The sequence below is a fragment of the Streptomyces erythrochromogenes genome, assembly GCF_040684695.1.
In the GTDB taxonomy this organism is placed as follows: Bacteria; Actinomycetota; Actinomycetes; order Streptomycetales; family Streptomycetaceae; genus Streptomyces; species Streptomyces erythrochromogenes_C.
In genome coordinates this window covers 294,357-311,371 of the sequence record NZ_JBFBGM010000003.1, presented here as the reverse complement: position 1 = coordinate 311,371, position 17,015 = coordinate 294,357, and the positions used below count along the sequence as shown (strand labels likewise).

Annotated in this window: 17 protein-coding genes; 4 read left to right on the top strand and 13 right to left on the bottom strand. The window is 75.3% G+C overall.

Annotated features, from left to right (window positions below; translation table 11 throughout):
• Positions 1–59: 59 nt before the first annotated feature.
• The gene (locus AB0O53_RS08635; protein WP_365194091.1) at positions 60–1,307 is read right to left on the bottom strand and encodes a methyltransferase domain-containing protein; all 1,248 of its coding nucleotides are present in this window, start codon (positions 1,305–1,307) and stop codon (positions 60–62) included.
• A 593-nt stretch (positions 1,308–1,900) separates the two neighbouring features.
• On the opposite strand from AB0O53_RS08635, the gene AB0O53_RS08630 reads away from it, so the two are divergent.
• From AB0O53_RS08630 to AB0O53_RS08620, 3 genes are all read left to right on the top strand, one after another.
• Entirely contained in the window at positions 1,901–2,548 is a 648-nt protein-coding gene (locus tag AB0O53_RS08630; protein WP_350990940.1) for a molybdopterin-dependent oxidoreductase, read from the top strand.
• Entirely contained in the window at positions 2,535–3,770 is a 1,236-nt protein-coding gene (locus AB0O53_RS08625; protein ID WP_365194088.1) for a Dyp-type peroxidase, read from the top strand. Before AB0O53_RS08630 ends, AB0O53_RS08625 begins: the two co-directional genes overlap by 14 nt.
• Positions 3,771–3,874: 104 nt before the next feature.
• Complete coding sequence (locus AB0O53_RS08620; protein ID WP_365194085.1) at positions 3,875–5,107, top strand: molybdopterin molybdotransferase MoeA; 1,233 nt, start codon at positions 3,875–3,877, stop codon at positions 5,105–5,107.
• Here AB0O53_RS08620 and AB0O53_RS08615 read toward each other — a convergent pair.
• The 5 genes from AB0O53_RS08615 to AB0O53_RS08595 form a co-directional block, all read right to left on the bottom strand.
• The gene (locus AB0O53_RS08615; protein ID WP_365194082.1) at positions 5,094–5,831 is read right to left on the bottom strand and encodes a VOC family protein; all 738 of its coding nucleotides are present in this window, start codon (positions 5,829–5,831) and stop codon (positions 5,094–5,096) included. The two genes, AB0O53_RS08620 and AB0O53_RS08615, sit on opposite strands and share 14 nt — an antisense overlap.
• A gap of 72 nt (positions 5,832–5,903) precedes the next feature.
• A complete protein-coding gene (gene galK / locus AB0O53_RS08610; protein ID WP_365194079.1) occupies positions 5,904–7,079 on the bottom strand; it encodes a galactokinase in 1,176 nt (391 codons plus the stop codon).
• Complete coding sequence (gene galT / locus AB0O53_RS08605; protein WP_365194076.1) at positions 7,076–8,104, bottom strand: galactose-1-phosphate uridylyltransferase; 1,029 nt, start codon at positions 8,102–8,104, stop codon at positions 7,076–7,078. Before galT ends, galK begins: the two co-directional genes overlap by 4 nt.
• 154 nt (positions 8,105–8,258) lie before the next feature.
• On the bottom strand, positions 8,259–9,026 hold the full coding sequence (locus AB0O53_RS08600) for an NPP1 family protein (RefSeq protein WP_365194189.1): 768 nt from the start codon (positions 9,024–9,026) through the stop codon (positions 8,259–8,261).
• Between the two features lie 572 nt (positions 9,027–9,598).
• Positions 9,599–10,483: an SDR family oxidoreductase gene (locus AB0O53_RS08595; RefSeq protein WP_350990952.1), complete on the bottom strand. Its 885-nt coding sequence runs from the start codon at positions 10,481–10,483 to the stop codon at positions 9,599–9,601.
• 87 nt (positions 10,484–10,570) lie between these two features.
• On the opposite strand from AB0O53_RS08595, the gene AB0O53_RS08590 reads away from it, so the two are divergent.
• Positions 10,571–11,041, top strand: a complete 471-nt coding sequence (locus AB0O53_RS08590) for a MarR family winged helix-turn-helix transcriptional regulator (RefSeq protein ID WP_350990954.1) — start codon at positions 10,571–10,573, stop codon at positions 11,039–11,041.
• A gap of 39 nt (positions 11,042–11,080) precedes the next feature.
• Here the strand turns inward: AB0O53_RS08590 and AB0O53_RS08585 are convergent, their stop codons facing one another.
• The 7 genes from AB0O53_RS08585 to AB0O53_RS08555 all read right to left on the bottom strand — a co-directional run bounded on the left by AB0O53_RS08585 (position 11,081) and on the right by AB0O53_RS08555 (position 16,813).
• Positions 11,081–12,493: a HAMP domain-containing sensor histidine kinase gene (locus AB0O53_RS08585; RefSeq protein WP_350990956.1), complete on the bottom strand. Its 1,413-nt coding sequence runs from the start codon at positions 12,491–12,493 to the stop codon at positions 11,081–11,083.
• Positions 12,490–13,209, bottom strand: coding sequence for a response regulator transcription factor (locus tag AB0O53_RS08580; protein ID WP_365194072.1), 720 nt, complete (start codon positions 13,207–13,209; stop codon positions 12,490–12,492). The genes AB0O53_RS08585 and AB0O53_RS08580 overlap by 4 nt, the downstream gene beginning before the upstream one ends.
• Positions 13,210–13,240: 31 nt before the next feature.
• Positions 13,241–13,813: an HPP family protein gene (locus AB0O53_RS08575; protein ID WP_365194070.1), complete on the bottom strand. Its 573-nt coding sequence runs from the start codon at positions 13,811–13,813 to the stop codon at positions 13,241–13,243.
• A 163-nt stretch (positions 13,814–13,976) separates the two neighbouring features.
• A complete protein-coding gene (locus AB0O53_RS08570; RefSeq protein ID WP_365194067.1) occupies positions 13,977–14,546 on the bottom strand; it encodes a hypothetical protein in 570 nt (189 codons plus the stop codon).
• Between the two features lie 91 nt (positions 14,547–14,637).
• Positions 14,638–15,420 carry a cytochrome c biogenesis CcdA family protein gene (locus AB0O53_RS08565; RefSeq protein ID WP_365194065.1) on the bottom strand — a complete coding sequence of 261 codons (783 nt, stop codon included), beginning with the start codon at positions 15,418–15,420 and terminating at the stop codon, positions 14,638–14,640.
• Positions 15,417–16,049, bottom strand: a complete 633-nt coding sequence (locus AB0O53_RS08560) for a TlpA family protein disulfide reductase (RefSeq protein WP_365194062.1) — start codon at positions 16,047–16,049, stop codon at positions 15,417–15,419. The genes AB0O53_RS08565 and AB0O53_RS08560 overlap by 4 nt, the downstream gene beginning before the upstream one ends.
• Complete coding sequence (locus tag AB0O53_RS08555) at positions 16,046–16,813, bottom strand: thioredoxin family protein (protein ID WP_365194059.1); 768 nt, start codon at positions 16,811–16,813, stop codon at positions 16,046–16,048. The genes AB0O53_RS08560 and AB0O53_RS08555 overlap by 4 nt, the downstream gene beginning before the upstream one ends.
• Positions 16,814–17,015 lie beyond the last annotated feature (202 nt).

Sequence of the window (17,015 nt, the reverse complement as noted above, 5' to 3'; positions counted from 1 at the left end):
ACTGCGAGGTCGACGACTGCGCCCGGACCGAGGTGGCGCCGAGGCCGGGGGGCTCGGGTCTACCCGGCGGCACCTGCCGGGGAGAGGCGGGCCGACCGAGCCGCCGCCGGGCCGCCGCGGGCCCGATGGCGCAGGACGGAACGGGCCAGGAAGTGGCCGTCGGCGTCCTCGTACGCCTCCAGGTGCCAGCCGGCGCCTTCCAGGGCCGCGCGGAGGTTGCCCTCGGCCAAGAGGTCGGCGGGGTCGAGCGGGCGGCCGTGCCGGGCGGCGCGTTCGGCCCGGCCCGAGGGATGGAACAGCAGCAGGACCCCCTCCGGCGCGCTGACCCGGGCCCACTCGCGCAGGGCCGCGTACGGGTCCGGCAGGTGGTCGAGGAGGCCCGCCGAGAAGATGCCGTGCACGCAAGCGCCGGGCAGCGGGAGCCGGGTGCAGTCCGCCGCCAGCAGAGCGCCGTGGCGGGTGCGGCCGTACCGGGCGGCGGCCGCCAGCATGGCCGGGGTGACGTCGACCCCCAGCACCCGGCCCCCCGGCCCGACCTGCTGCCGCAGGGCGGGCATGGCCCGCCCGGTGCCGCAGCCGAGGTCCACGGCGACGCCGCCGGGCGCCAGGCACATCCGGGCGACGCCGGCCTCGTACGCGGGGGTCTGGTGGGCGAACCGCTCCTCCCAGGCCTCGGCCCGCCGGGTGAAGAACGCCCGCGCGGCGGTGTGTTCGGAGCGGGCGGTCACGAGGGCCGCGAACCGGCTCAGGAGATCGGCGGCCCAGGGGTCCGCGGCCCAGCGGTCCCCGGCGACGTCCTGCGCGAGGAACCGCACGCCCCAGGCGCTCGCGCCGATACGGAACGCCTGCTCGGGAAGGCCGTCGCAGGAGGCCAGTACGACGGCGTCGGCGGGCAGGCGCAGCGGGTCGCGGGCCGGCCGCAGACCCGGCGACGGCCGTGAGGCCCCCGCGAAGAGCGGGTCGGTGCCGGCGGCCGGGGTGAGCCGCACCGCCCGGTCCGCGCCGCCCGCGGCGGAAGCGGTGCGCGCGGCCGGGCCCGCGTCCGCGGCCAGCATGCGCGCTCCGGAGCCGAGGGCCAGTACGGGCACCTCGGCGGCCAGGGCTTCCCGCAGGAGCGCGGGCCCGCCGGGCGGCTCGCCGGATGCGCGCCCGCCCAGCACGATCAGACCCTCGACCCCGTCGAGATCGGCGGCCGGGCCCTCGGCGTCCGTGAGCGGCAGCGTGCGGGTGTCCACACCCGCGGCGGCGAGCACCCGGCTCACGGTGGACGGAGTCTCCCCGGCCGAGTGCTGCACGACGACGGCCATCCCGCTCTCCTTACGTTCGAGCCATCCTGGCTGGTTCGGATGGCATCTACGCAAGAATGCGGCAATCGGGGCCGCATATGCCAGACCGTCTCCGGGAGTGGGATCGGGGCGGGGGTGCGCGGGCGGGCCCCCGCACGCCGAACACCGCGATCGGCGTGCAGGGGCCTCCTGCCGGTGGTCCCCGAAGCGGTGAGAGCCGCTCGACCGTCGGGGGCCGGTGCGTGTCAGTCAACCAGGGGAGCCCCGCCGGGGCGACTGGATCGAGACACGGAAGCAGACCGGAGTGGCCTGCGTGACCACAGTGAATCATCCAAGAGGTGAAAGCGCCACATTCGTCTGCAGACGCGAGCCATTCACGGGATATGGCTCGCACATGCCGGTTGGAGTGTGCATTCCTCCGACGCGCCGCGTGCCCGAACTGGAGGTTCCCCAGAATCTTTCAGGAAGCCCTGGCAGATTCGATTTGTTCGATATCTTTCTCCCTGCATTTGCCACCTGATCGGGTCCTCTCAGGGTGCAGGAGCGGTGGCGCGGACCGACTCGCGCATCCGCCGCCACCCCGCGTCACGGCCCGCCGAGAGAGGAGTTCCGCCGTGAACCGTCGCACCCCGCTCCCCGCCCTCGCCGGCGTCGCAGCCGCGGTCCTGGTGCTCGCCGGCTGCGGCGACAGCACTCCCGAGGACGCCAAGGCCGCACCGGCGCAGTCGGCGCCCGTCGCGGGCACGGGCTCCTCGGCCGCGACCTCCCCCGCCCCGGCCCCCGCCCTGAAGCCCGGCGAGGTGCGCATCGCGGGCCAGGTCGACAAGCCGTCCACGGTGACCCTCGCCTCCCTGCGAGGCCTCCCGCAGACCTCGGTGGAGGTCGAGTACACCAGCGCCAAGGGGCAGCAGAAGCACACCTACCAGGGGGTCCTGCTGCACGACGTGCTCAAGGACGCCCAGCCGCGCTTCGACGCGTCGAAGAAGAACGGCCAGCTGCGCGGCATCGTCGCGGCGACCGGCGGAGGCGACTACCGGGCGGTCTTCGCCTGGGCCGAGCTCGATCCGGGCTTCGCCAAGTCCCAGGTCCTGCTGGCCGTCTCCGAGGACGGCAAGCCCTTCGACGACGCCGCCGGGCCGCGCCTCGTGGTCCCGCAGGACACCAAGGGCGGCCGCTACGTCTCCGAGCTGAACCAGCTGTGGGTCGGCACCGTGGACGCCACCGTCGACGGCGCCGGCGGAGCCCCCGGTGCCGGGAACTGACCGCGCTCCGGCCGTCCCGCAGGACCCCCCGGGACCGGGGCGCCGGCTCACCCGGCGGACGCTGCTCGGCACCGGTGGCCTCGCCGCGCTCGCCGCGGGAGGCGCGGCCGCCGCCGCAGTCCGCCGGGGCCGCGGCGAGGCGGCCGCCGCCCCCGCCGTTCCCTTCCACGGCCCCCAGCAGGCCGGCATCCTGACCCCCCGCCAGCACCACGTCCGACTGGCCGCCTTCGACCTCGGGACCCGCACCGACCGGGGCCGGGCCGCCGCCCTCCTGCTGCGCTGGACGACCGCCGCGGAGCACCTCACCCGCGGCGAGCCCGTACCCGCCGCCCTGGAACCGCCCGGCTCCCGGGCCGCCGACACCGGGGCCCTCGCCGACACCGGACCGGCCCGGCTCACCCTCACCTTCGGCCTCGGCCCGGCCTTCTTCGACCGCACCGGCCTGACCGCCGCCCGCCCCGAAGCCCTCGCCCCGCTGCCCGCCTTCCCCGAGGACCAGCTGGACCCGGCCCGCGGCGGAGGCGACCTGCTGGTGCAGATCGGCGCCGACGACGCCTTCGTCACCACGCACGTCCTGCGCACCCTCCAACGCCTGGCCCGCGGCGAGGCCCGGCTGCGGTGGGCCATGACCGGGTTCACCGCGGCCGACGGGCGACGCAACCTGATGGGCCAGGTCGACGGCACCAACAACCCGGATCCCGCCCGCGCCCTGGTGTCCGCGCCGGACGCGCCGGCGTGGCTCGCCGGAGGCTCGTACGTCGTGATCCGGCGCATCCGGATGCTCCTCGACCACTGGGACGCCCTCCCGCCCGCCCACCGCGAGCAGGCCCTCGGTCGGCGCACCTCCGACGGCGCCCCGCTGACCGGCGGCGGCGAACGCGCACCCGCCGACCTCGCAGCCGCCCGCCCCGACGGCGTTCCGGTGATCGCCACCAACGCCCACATCAGGCTGGCGGCCCCCGCCTCCAACAATGGCGCCTCCATGGTCCGCCGCAGCTGGTCCTACCACGACGGCCACCGCGCCGACGGCACCCCGGACGCCGGGCTCCTCTTCACCGCCTGGCAGCCCGACCCGCGCACCGGATTCGTACCCGTCCAGCAGCGGCTCGCCCGGGGCGACGCCCTCTCCCGCTACCTCGTGCACGAGGCGTCCGCGGTGTTCGCCGTCCCCGGCGGCATCCGTCCCGGTGCGTACGTGGCCCAGTCCCTGCTGGAGGCCTGACGCGGGGCGGCTCACACGGGTGGCACCCTTCCCGTGAGCGGTTCGGTGCGCCGCCGCAACCGGCCCGGAGGCGCCCCGAAACGCCGCGCGCCGACAGTCGTCCCATGCCTGCCGCAACCGCGACCGCGACCACCGTCACGCCCACCCCGCCCGTACCCGTACGGCACCGCGAACCGCACCGCGAACCGCCCTGGGAGCTGGCCCGGACCCTCGCCCACGCGGCGCCGCGCCCGTCGCCCTCCCGGACGGTGCCGCTCGCGGCCGCCGTCGGGCTCACGCTGGCCGAGACCCTGCGCACCCCGCAACCGCTGCCCTCGTTCGACACGGCCGCCATGGACGGCTACGCGGTGGCGGGCACCGGCCCCTGGCGGATCCGCGGTACCGTCCGGGCGGGCACGGTGTGGGAAGGCGCGCTCGGCGCGGGGGAGTGCGCGGAGATCTCCACCGGAGCGCAGGTTCCGGCGGGAGCGCACGCCGTACTCCCAGTGGAATCGGCCCTGTCCGGCGCCGACGGCCTGGTCGCCGGACCCGTGCCGCCGCCCGGCCGGCACATCCGACGGGCGGGCGAGGACGCCCCGGCCGGCAGCGGTCTCGTCCCGGCGGGCACCCGGATCGGCCCGGCGCTGCTCGGGCTCGCCGCGTCCTGCGGCCACGACGCCCTGCCGGTCCGGCCCGCGCCCCGGGTCCGGGTCCTGGTCACCGGAGACGAACTGGACCACGCGGGCCCGCCCGGTCCGGGACGGGTGCGCGACGCCCTCGGCCCCGCCCTGCCCGCCCTGGTCGCCGCACTGGGCGGCGAGAGCCGCGGGGTCCGCCACGTCGGCGACCGGCCGGGTGCACTGGACGCGGCCGTGCACGGCGCGCGGGACACCGAGGTCGTGGCGGTCACCGGCTCCACCTCCGCCGGCGCCACCGACCGGCTGCGCCGGCTGCTCGCCGGAGCCGGGGCCCGGATGGTGGTCGACACGGTCGCCTGCCGCCCCGGCCACCCTATGCTGCTCGCCGAACTCCCCTCCGGCCGCTGGGTGGTGGGGCTGCCCGGCAACCCGTACGCGGCCCTGGTCGCCGCCCACACCCTGCTCGGCCCGCTCCTCGCGGGCCTCTGCGGCCGGGCCCTCGACCCGCTGCCGCGCGTACCCGTGACGGGTCCCGTGCGGCCCGCCCCCGGACTGACCCGGCTGGTCCCCGTCACCTGGGACGGCACGGGCACCTGCGCCCGCGTCACCGCGGGCCACGGTGCGGCCTTCCTGCGGGGCGCCGCCGTCGGCGACGCCCTCGCAGCCCTCCCCCCGGACTGGACGGAGGGCGGCCCGGCACCCCTGCTCAGCGCGGGCTGAGCAGGCAGAACTCGTTGCCCTCCGGGTCGGCCAGGATCGACCAGGAGATCCCGGACTGGTCGATACCGGGATCGGTGGCGCCCAGGGCGCGCAGGCGCGCCGCCTCCGCCGCCGGGTCGTCACCGCGGTAGGGGCTGATGTCGAGGTGGACGCGGTTCCACACGGTCTTGGTGTCGGGCGTGCGGACGAACTCCAGGTAGGGGCCGACACCCTGGGAGGACCGCATGCTCGCCTGGTCGTCGCCGACCTCGTGCAGCTTCCAGTCCATCGCCTCGTCCCAGAACCGGGCCATCGCCCGCGGATCGGCGCAGTCGACCACCACCGCGGCGATGGGACCGGTGTCCCGGTAGAGCGGACGGGGCTCCAGGACGCAGAACTCGTTGCCCTCCGGGTCGGCCATGACCGTCCAGGGGACGTCGCCCTGACCGATGTCGGCGAGCGTCGCACCCAAGTCCCGCAGGCGCGCGACCAGTTCCGCCTGATGGGCCGCCGAGGTGGTGGCCAGGTCGATGTGTACCCGGTTCTTCACCGTCTTGGGCTCCGGACGGGCGATGAGGTCGATGCAGACGGCCGAGGGATCGGGGTACGCGAAGCCCACGGGTTCGAGGTTCGTCACCCCGGGCCCCTCGCTGTCGACACCCCACCCGAGGGCCTCCGCCCAGAACCGCCCGAGCGCGGAGTCGTCCTGGGCCTTCATGTTGATCTGTACAAGTCGTGTCGGCATGTCGAAGATCCTAAAGGCGCGTCGGAGCCCGCGCCCCGCGGCGATCGCCTCCCCTGCGACGTCGGTGGACGGTCAGCCGACGCGGCGGGCTCCCGCCGACGGCAGGGCCTCCAGCACGGCCGGGGCCGCGAAGCCCGCCGCCGCGAACGCCGCCGTCACGGCTCCGGCCACCGGCTCGGCCGCCGCGGCCGGGACCAGCGCGATCACCGAGCCGCCGAAGCCGCCGCCCGTCATCCGGGCGCCCAGGGCGCCCGCGCCGACGGCCGCCTCCACCGCGAGGTCGGTCTCCGGGCAGGAGACGCGGTAGTCGTCCCGCAGGGAGGCGTGTCCGGCCGTCAGCAGGGGCCCCAGCGCCTCCGGCTCGCCCGCCGTCAGCCGGTCGACGGCCCGCCCGACCCGGGCGTTCTCGGTGACCACGTGCCGGACCAGCGGCGCGAGCGTGCCGGGCAGCTCCGCGAGGGCTCCCGGCAGTTCCGCCTCGGAGAGGTCGCGCAGGGCGGGCAGGCCCAGCAGCCCCGCGGCCCGCTCGCACCCCGCGCGCAGGGCCGCGTACGCCCCGTCGGCGAGGTCGTGCGCGACGCGGGTGTCGAGCACCAGCAGGCGCAGACCGTGCCCGGAGAGGTCGAAGGGGACCTGCCGGACGTCGAGGCTGCGGCTGTCGAGGTGCAGGGCGCTGCCCTCGGCACAGCACACCGAGGCCATCTGGTCCATGACCCCGCACGGCACACCGGCGAAGGCGTTCTCGGCGAACTGCGCCACGCGCGCCAGCTCGGGCCGGGGGAGCCGCAGCGCGTAGAGCTCGTCGCAGGCGACGGCCACGGCGCACTCGAGCGCCGCGGAGGAGGACAGTCCGGCGCCCGTGGGCACGGTGCTGTCCAGGTGCACGTCGGCGCCGCCCACGGGCAGACCGCGCTCCCGCAGCGCCCAGACCACCCCGGCGGGGTAGCGGGCCCAGCCGCCGACCGCCCCGGGGACGAGGTCCGCCACCGCGAGTTCGGTGATCCGGCCGTCGCCCTGGGCGCTGTGCAGGCGCAGCAGCCCGTCCTCGCGGCGGCGGGCCGCCAGCACCGTGGTCTGCGGCAGCGCCATCGGGAGGGCGAAGCCGTCGTTGTAGTCGGTGTGCTCGCCGATGAGGTTGACCCGGCCCGGGGCGGCCCACACCCCTTCCGGGGCGTGGCCGTGGATCCGCTCGAACTCCCGGTGTACGGAGGCTGCTCGTGCAGAGGTGTCGGCCCCGCTCCCGGTCACAGGACCTCCCGCAGCCGCCGCGCCGCCGCCTCGGGCGCCACGTCGTTCATGAAGGCGTCCATGCCGGCTTCGGTCCCCGCCGTGTACTTGAGCTTGTCGGCGGTCCGCCGGACGGTGAACAGCTCCAGGTGCAGGGCGAGTTCCTCGCCCCCGGTGAGCGGGGCCTGGTGCCAGGCCGCGATGTAGGGGGTGGGCGCGGCCAGTCCGAAGAGCCGGTCGAAGCGGCGCAGCAGGTCCAGGTACAGGCCGGGGAACTCGGCGCGCTCGGCCTCGTCGAGCCGGGTCAGATCGGGGACCCTGCGGTGCGGGTGGAGGTGGACCTCGTAGGGCCAGCGCGCGGCGTAGGGGACGAAGGCCGTCCAGTGCTCTCCGGCCAGGACCACGCGTTCGGTCGCCGCGCGGGCCTCGGCGAGGATGTCCTCGAAGAGGTTGCGCCCGGTGCGGGCGCGGTGCGCGGACGCGGCGGCGAGGTGCTTGGCGGTGCGCGGGGTGGTGGTGGAGAAGGCGTAGATCTGGCCGTGCGGATGAGCCAGCGTGACGCCGATCTCCGCGCCGCGGTTCTCGAAGCAGTACACCTGCCGCACGCCGGGGCGGGCGGACAGTTCGGCGGTGCGGTCGGTCCAGGCGTCCAGGACCAGCCGGGCCCGCTCGGGCGTGAGGTCGGCGAAGCCGGCGTCGTGCTCGGGCGTGAAGCACACCACCTCGCAGCGGCCCGCCTCGCCGGCGAGGGACGGGAAGCGGTTCTCGAAGACGGCCACCTCGTAGTCGGCGGCCGGGATCTCGCTCTGCCGGCCGTCGCGGGACGGGCACAGGGGGCAGGCGTCCGCCGGCGGGTGGTAGGTGCGGGACTGCCGGTGGGCGGCGATGGTGACCCAGTCGCCGGTGGCCGGGTCCCGGCGGAGTTCCGGGGTGCTCTCGACCCGGTCCGGCGGGCGCCGGTCGGCGGCCCCGCGGTCCCGGCCGGGCTTGCTGTCGTAGTAGATGAGCTCGCGGCCGTCCGCGAGTTCGGTGACGGTCCTGTGCACGTGCACGTCCTCGCCTGTCTCGTCCGGGGGTGACGGCCGGGGCCGACGCGTCCCCGATCATACGGCGGCCCGCCCTGCCCCGACGGGGCAGGGCGGACCGCGCGCGGGCGGATCGGTGTCCGGGTCCGCCGGTAGGCGGCCCGGCGGCCGCCGGCTACAGGTACGGGTCGAAGGGGATGCCCGCCGGTTTGGCCTCCGCCAGGTGGGACGTGAAGGAGCCGTCCTTCAGGCCGAAGTGCGCACTGCCGAAGTCGGCCTGGCTGAGCTTGTCGCGGAGCGTCGCCGGGTAGCCCGACCAGCCGACGAGCGTCGGGTACTGCCAGGTGCCGCGGTGGTTCTCCGGCGGCTCGTCATTGGTGTTCGCGGCGCGGAAGCAGTGCGTGCCCACCCCGTCCTTGTGGTAGACGATCTTGGGGTGGGTGCCGTCCCAGCGGATCCGGTCGCGGGCGTGGATCACGAAGTCGCCGTGCGCGGAGGTGGCGACGTACTTCGCCTCGTTGTTCTGGATCCACACCACCACGTGTTCCCAGTCGTGGCGGTGGCCGCCGAGGCTGATGCCGGGGATGGCCTGGTCCTTCTCGAAGTAGAGCGCGTAGACCACGGCGCACCAGCCGTTGTTGCACTTCCAGCGCGAGTAGCCGTTGGTGTTGGCGAGGTCCGAGGCGTCCCGGCAGTTGCCGTCGAGGGCCCCGGTGGGCTTGAGCCCGCCGTTCAGGACCCCGGTCGGCCCGATGGCGGGTGTCGGGTAGCAGCCGTCGGTGTCGTAGTCGTAGGCGGGCTGGAAGGTCAGCTCGATCGCCTCGGCCTGGCCGGGCAGCGCCGGGGGCGGAGCCGCGAAGGCCACCTGGGGGACGCCGACGACGAGCGCGAGGGCGGCGCCCACGACGGCGAGGGATCTGCGGATGCGACGGTTGGTCCGCACAACTGGCACAACTGGCCTCCTGGCCGGACGGGTTCGAGGGTGGCGGGCCGATGACGGCCACCGTCGACCGACACGCCCGGAGCATCATTCGCGAACCGGGTCGCTGCGGCAAGGGTCCGCGCACCGCTGCTTCGCCCTGGCGGAGACCGAACTGCGCGTCAGATCAGGAGAGTTGAGGAAATGTCAGAAATGGCGGCACGGGATGCCGGCGGGGGCATGCGAAAGGTCCGCCCCCGGGAGCCGGGGGCGGACCGGAACCTCGGTCGGGCGCCGTCAGGCGGTCACAGGCCGACCGTGTTCATGAGGATGATGGCCGCGAGGTTCAGGAGGATGACGGTGACGACGATGCCGATCGCGATCCAGGCCTTGCGTGATTCGTCCATGGGCGCGGGTCACCTCCCGACGGGGACGCGCCGCGGCGCGGCGGTCCGCAGGCCCGGCGGGTCCCCGCCCGGCTCACTCCCATGCTGCCCCCGCGGCGTGCTGCGCGCAGGTCGGCCGCCCCGGACCCGGACCCGGCCCCGGCCCGCTCCCGGCCCCGGCCCGCTCCGGCCGGGGCCTGCGAAGCCGGGTCAGCCCACCCAGGTGCCCGTCATGCCGAGCACGGCCGAGCCGTCCTGGTCCGTCAGCTTGGTCGCGGTGAAGTCGCGCGCCCACTCGGAGGTCTGGATGCGGAAGGCGGGACGGTCGGCGGTCAGCGCCTCCATGACGGCCTCGGCCGCGCCGGCCGGGGTCTGGGCGGAGCCCTCCGTGAACTGGCTGACCGTGCGGTCGATGTAGGTGCGCAGCGCGTCGGCGTACGGTCCGGCCGCGGCGATCCGGGCCCCGAGGTCCAGCCCGATGTTGTTGACGAACTCGGTCGCCACCGCGCCCGGCTCGATGACGGACACGCTCACGCCGAGGGTGCTCGCGACGGGCGCCAGGCTCTCCATGTACCCCTCCACCGCGAACTTCGCGGCGCAGTAGGCCTCGTTGAAGGGCTGGCCGATGACGCCGCCGACGCTCGTGACGGTGATCAGGCGGCCGCCGGTGGCCCGGAGGTGGGGGAGCGCGGCCTTGGAGACGTTCAGCACGCCGAAGAAGTTGACCTCCATGACCTCGCGGACGTCGGCCACGGACTCCAGCTCCAGGGTGCCGAGGTGTCCGGCGCCGGCGTTGTTCACGACGGCGTCCAGCCGGCCGTAGTCGGCGATCACACCCTCCACGGCGGCGGTGACGGACTCCTCGTCGACGACGTCGAGGCGGCGGATGTCGATCTCCACCCCCGCCTCGGCGGCGGCCTCGCGCAGGGCGTCGGCCCGGCCGGTGTCGCGCAGCGTGGCCACCGTGCGCCACCCGGCGCGGGCGGCGGCCACGGCGGCGGCCAGGCCGATCCCGGAGGAGGTGCCGGTGATCAGGACGGTGCGGAGGGAGGCGTCGGCGGTGGTCGCGGCGGGGGCGGTGGGGAGCGTGGACATGGCGTACCTCTGGAAGATCGGATTTATGTGCGTGCACACACACTTTAAAGTTATGTGCGTGCACACGCAACCTCTAGACTGTGCGACATGCCGAAGAAGCTCACAGAAGCCGAGATGCCGGCGGCCGACTACGCCTTCTACGGGCTGGTCTGGGCCGGCACGACGATGACGGACCGCGTGGACAAAGCCCTGGTCAAGGCGCACGACCTGCCCGTGTCCTGGTTCGAGGTCATGCTGTGGCTGGCCTCCAGCCCCGAGCCGGTGCCCGCGTCCGTCCTCGGGAACAGCACCCTGCTCAGCCGCAGCCAGGTCTCCCGGGTCGTGGACGCCCTGCAGGGCCGGGGCCTGGTGACCCGTACGCCGTCGGCGCGCGACGCACGCTCCGTGGAGGTCTCGCTCACACCGGCCGGACGCGCCGTCTTCGCCGCGGCCGACGCCACCCGGCGCGAGGCGCTGGCGCCGGTCTTCACCGACCTCCTCGACCCGGAGGACCTGGAGGCCCTCGGCACGGTCTGGCGCAAGCTCAAGGCCGCCGCCAAGGCCGCGCAGGGCCAGTGACCGCCGCCCTCCGGCGGGCGTCCGCCGGAGCGCCGCGGGCTACCGGCCGCGTGCCCAGGCCGGGCGGCGGCGGGACGTACGGGGGCGGCGCGGCCTGCGGCCGGACGGGGCCGACGGGGCCAGCGCGAACGTCACGGTGATGTGCGCGCCGCCCAGCGGGCCGCGGGTGATGCGCATGGAGCCGCCCGTGGCGGTCGCCGCCCGCTGCGCGATGTCGAGGCCCAGCCCGGTGGAGCCGGTGCTGCTCCCGCGGGACAGGGCCCGGTCCGGTTCGGGGATGCCGGGGCCGCCGTCCTCCACGACCAGTTCCACGGCCTGGGCGGTGCGCACGACCTGGACGCCGAACGGGGTCCCCGGCGCGGTGTGCCGGAAGATGTTGCCGATCAGCGCGTCCACCACGGCGGCGATGTCGTCGTCGGAGAGGCTCACGGCCGTCGGTTCCTGGGTCAGGTCGAGGGTGCAGGACCGGTTCTGCTGTTCCGCCAGGACCGTCCAGAAGGCGGTGCGGCGGCTCACGACCTCGGCCGCCTCGCAGCGCGGACCGGACGCCCCCGCACCCGCCGCGACGTGGCCCGCGGCCGGTTCCGCACCGAGCAGGCCCTGGCCCATGGGGCCCACGGCGAGAGGGGTGCGCGCCGCGGCGATGATGGCCTGCAGCTCCGTCTCCAGCTCGCCGACCGCCGCCTCGACCCTGGCCGACTCCGGTGTGCCGGCCATCCGCTCCGACGCGAGGTGCAGGGCGGTCAGCGGCGTCCGCAGCCGGTGGGACAGGTCCGCGACGAGTTCGCGTTCGACGGCGAGCAGCTCGGTCATCCGGTGGGCCATCGCGTTGAAGGCGATGCCGGCGTCCCGCAGTTCCTTGGGGCCCATGGGGTCCACGCGGGTGTCCAGGTCGCCCTGGCCCAGCGCGTGGGACGCCTGCGACAGCCGCTTCGAGGACCGGACGACCTTCGCGCCCAGGCGGTCGGCGACCAGGACGGAACCGCCGACCAGCCCCACCGCGAGGAAGAGCATGACCGCCCACGATTCCTTGACGCCGCGGGTGAGTTCCGCTTCGGGGACGAAGTTCTCGATGACGGCCACCTGGTCGCCCGGGAGCACCACCGGCTGGAGGCAGATCCAGCCGTCGGGGATCTCCTGGGAGATGGACTCGCGTCCCTGCTGGGCCCGTTCGAGCAGCGCCGCCGGGGCCTTGGAGGTGCCGAGGGGCCCGGAGCCCGGCAGGTGCACCACCAGGTAGTCGGCCGCGTCCAGGCTCGCCGCGGACTCCCGCAGCGCGTTCGGGTCCGTCGTCAGCGTCAGGACGGGCGCCAGGGCGGCGGCGCGCTGCTCGGCGGCGTTGACGCCCTGCTCCTTGACCAGCGACATCACCAGCGCGGCGAGCGGTATGAGGAAGGAGAGGGCGACCATGGAGGTCACGGCGAGGGCCACACCGGCCAGTGAGCGCCTCACCGCGGGGCCACCAGCTTGATGCCCACGCCGCGGACGGTCAGCAGGTAGCGCGGGGCCGCCGCGCGTTCGCCGAGCTTGCGCCGCAGGGACGACAGGTGCACGTCGACCGTCTGGTCGTCCACGTACGGCTCCCGCCAGACCTCGGTCAGCAGACGGCGTTTGGAGACGACCTGCCCCGAGTGGTGGGCGAGGAAGGCCAGCAGGTCGAACTCGCGGCGGGTGAGGCGCAGCTCCCGCCCCGCCAGGTACGCGGTGCGCGCGCCCGGGTCCACCGCCAGCTCGCCCACGACGCAGGCCCGCAGTGGTTCGGCCGCCGCCGCGACGGGTGCGCCCGCGGCGCCGGCGGGCGGGACGTGGCTGGTGCGGCGCAGCACGGCTGACAGGCGCGCGACGAGCTGCCCCCCGGAGAAGGGCTTGACCAGGTAGTCGTCCGCGCCCGCGTTGAGGATCTTGATGATCTCCGACTCGTCGTCCCGGGCGGTGGCCACCAGGACGGGTACGGAGGATATGCCCCGGATCATGCGCAGGGCGTCCCCTCCGTCCAGGTCCGGCAGCCCCAGGTCGAGGACCACGGCGTCGACCGGCGTCTGCGTGACCTCGCGCAGGGCACTGAAACCGTCGGCGGCGCTGCGCACGGCATACCCGTGTTCCGACAGGACCTCGATCAGTGACTGGCGGATGCTGGGGTCGTCTTCCACGACCAGGACGCTCGGCATGCGGACACCTTAGGGGCAGGGCCGCCGGAGCTCACCACCAGTACTGCGGGTAGCGGGTTCCGGTGCGGCGGGTGCGCGAGAGGGCGCAGCCGGCGAGGACGATGAGCAGGGTCGCCCCGGCCAGCAGGGGGACGAAGGTACGCGGGTCCGGCGCCCGCAGGACGATGACGACGGCGGTGGCGCAGGCGGGGGAGTGAGGGGTACGGGCCAGGGTCATCACGGCGAGGGAGATCCCCGCCGCGACGGCCGCCACCCACGGCGAGCTGCCGAAGGCGGTGAGCCCCGCGTATCCGACGGCGGCGCAGAGCAGGTGGCCGCCGATCACGCTGCGGGGCTGGGCCAGCGGCAGGCCGGGCACGCTGTGCACGAGCGCCGCGGAGGCGGCCAGCGGGGGGATGAGGACGGGTTCGTGGAGGGCGGCGCCGATGGCCACCAGGACCAGCATGACGGCGGTGGCCCCGCTGACGCTGTGCAGGACGGTACCCGGCGCCGGAGCGGGAGCGCGTCCCACGAGGCGCGCCGGTATCCGGCCGCGCGCGGCCGCGGACGGCCGCGGGCGCGCGTGCTGCTGATCGGGCTCGCGGGTGATCTGGTCGGTGCTCAAGGGGGGATGCCGTCTTCGGGGCAGGGCGGGCGGGCGCGTGCCCGCCCGGCGGCGAACGGAGGGGCGGGCGGGAGCGCCGCGAACCCACCAGGATCATACGAAGCCGCCCGAACCGGACGTGCGCCGGGTCCGTTCCCCGCCGGTCCCCGCCGGAGGCCCCCCGTCAGGAAGCCTCGAAGGTCGGGCCGTCACCGGTGATGCGCAGCCGTACGGGGCGGTCGGACACCGGAATGGTGCAGCCGTCCTGCGTGCTGCAGCTCGCGTAGCCGACCAGCACCGTCGCGTCCCCGTTCCCGTCGGCGCGGACGGGCAGGGTCGTGGTGACCGGGCCGTCGGGGTAGACGGGGACCTGCGCGTCGACCCCGGGCACGCTGATCGACCGTACGTCCGCCGCCGCCTTCAGGCCGCCCTTCGCCTTCAGCGCTCCGGTGACCGTCACGGCGGTCGGCCGGCCGACCCCTTCTATGCCGGTGGCCGGCAGCTCGGTGCTGTAGAGGTGGAAGCCCTTCTTCTCCGGTGTGAAGACGGCGGTGAGGGTGCCTTCCGAGGCCTTCCAGTCGGCGACGGACAGCGTGACGCTGACCCCGTTCTCGGAGAAGCGCGTCGTGGGCGCGGCGGCGTCGGCGGCGTCCGCTGCGGGCTGTCCGCCGCAGGCCGACACCGCGGCCAGGGAGAGGAGGGCGGCCGCGACGCGGACCGTGCGGGAGTGCCGCACCTGCGTGGAAACGTTCATCTGAGCCTCTGCGTTGCGTTGCGTGAAGTGGATCGGATCGGGTGGACCGGGTCGGGTGGACCGGGTCGGAGCGGGTCGGACCGGTCGGGAGCTAGAGGGCCGTGGTGAAGTTCGCGCTCCACAGCTGCATGCTGTAGACGATGTCGTTCCACACCCCGGTGGCCAGCAGCGCCCCGACGAGGACGAGCATCCCCCCGCCGGTCCGCAGGACCCACGGGTAGTGGCGCTTGACCAGCCCGAAGGCACCCAGCGCCCGGCGGAAGGCGAGCGCGGCCAGGATGAACGGCAACCCCAGCCCCAGACAGTAGGCGGCCATCAGCAGGGCCCCGCGGACCGCACTCGCCTCGGTCCAGGCGAGCGCCTGCACGGCGGCCAGCGTCGGGCCGATGCACGGCGTCCAGCCGACCGCGAACACCGCCCCGAGGGCGGGGGCCCCGGCGAGCCCCAGCGCGGGACGCCGGTGGCTGCGCAGCTCGCGCTGGGTGAAGCCCGGCAGGAGTCCCATGAAGGACAGCCCCATGAGCACGGTGAGGACGCCGAGCACCTGGGTGACCGTCTCCTGGTGCGCCAGCAGGCTCCTGCCGAAGTAGCCGAACAGGGCCCCGCCCGAGACGAGGACCGCCGTGAAACCCAGGACGAACAGCAGCGCCCCCGCCGCCATCCGGCTGCGGCGCCCGCCGCGCGCGTCCGCCAGGTCGGCGACCGACAGGCTGGTCACGTAGCTGAGGTAACCCGGTACGAGGGGCAGCACGCACGGGGAGAGGAAGGAGACGAGCCCCGCGACGAACGCCACGGGCGCCGCGATCGCGAGGGTTCCGTTGACGAGGGAGGGGGCGTCCGCGAGGGCGAGCGTCCACTGCGCGCCGGCCGTCACGACTGCTCCTGCAGGACGCGTGCGAGCAGGGGCCGCAGCTGCTCGTCGGTGACGGCGCCCCCGATGGCGGCGGCGACGCGCCCGCGGCGGTCGATCACGAGCGTCGAGGGGATCGCCTGCGGGTTGACGAGGGAGGGCGGGAAGCGGAGGAGGAGTTCGCCCTCGGGGTCGTGGAGGCTGGGGAAGGTCAGGTCGTGGGCGCGGACGAAGGACCGGGCGGCGGCCCGGTCGCGGTCCCGGGTGTTGATCCCGAGGAAGCGGACCCCGTCGCCCCGGGTCTCCCGGCTGAGCCGCTCCAGGTCGTCCGCCTCCGCGCGGCAGGGGCCGCACCAGGAGCCCCAGGCGTTCAGGACGACGACCTCGCCCCGGAAGTCGCCGAGCGCGACCTGCCTGCCGTCCAGGTCGGCGCCTGCCAGGGCGGGCGCCTCCTGCCGGGTCCCGGGGTCCATGACGGTCGCCCCGGCCGCGGCGGCGATCGCGTTCGGCCGGCCGGCGCCGGTGCCGGCACCTGCCCCGGCACCGGCACCGGCGCCGTCGTCCGTCCAGAGGCCGGCGACGGCCAGCAGGCCCGCCACCGCGAGTCCGGTGGCGGCCGGGACGAGGACGGAGGCCCCTACCGGTCTTCTCATGCCGCCCACTTGCGCAGGAAGGCGTTGATGCCCTCCGCCGTCAGTGACGGGTTGCCCGTGACGTGGGTGTCCGTGCGCACCGTGCCGGACGGCGAGACGACCACCAGGACGGGCATCGTGTAGGTGCCGCCCGAGGGGCTGTACTTGCGCAGGAGCGCGGAATTGGCGGAGCTGTTGCCGCCGATGTCCACCTTGACCAGGTGGTACGAGGCCCCGAGGATCCCGGCGGTCTGCGACTGGGCGAACACCTTGTCGGCGGCCTTGCAGTTGCCGCACCAGTTCGCGCCGAAGTCGAGCAGGACCATCCGGCCGTCGGACTTGGCCGCGCGCAGCGCCGCGTCGATCTGCTTCTGCGCGTCGGCGGAGCTGTCGTAGCCGGGTCCGGGCACCTTGGCGGGCGCCGGTGCGGCGGACGTACGGGCCGGCTTGGCGGAGCCGCCGCCGGTCGGGGCGGAACCGGTCTGCGCCCGCGAGGGGGTCGGCGAGGAGGAGGCCGGGGCGGAGGCGGACGCGGACGGCGAGGCCGACGCGGTCGGGGACGCCTCGGCGGAGGCCGTCGCGGACGGCGACTCGGAGGGGAAGGCCTGCGAGGACTGGCCTGCCGGGGCCGCTGCGGCCGAGCCGGCAGGCTCGGAGGACGGGCCGCAGGCGGCGGTCAGGCCCGCCGCGACGACGGCCGCGGCGACCAGCGGCAGCCGCCGTCCCAGGGGCGCTGCGGAGCGGGGCGACGTCGTACGGCGGTCGGCGCGGACGGGTCGGAGCATGCGAGAACTCATGGCGAAGACACCCCAAGGCACGGTTCGGACTGCGGGAGGGGCGAAGCGCCTCCCGGCTCGGTGAAACCGGCGGCCCGACACTGCGCCGGGGTGTCGTTCCCCGGCGCCGACGGCCGCTCGGCTGACGCGAGCATAGGTCCGTGCCGGGCCCGCGGAACCGCCTCGGCGCGATCTTGAGCTTGCCCTAAGG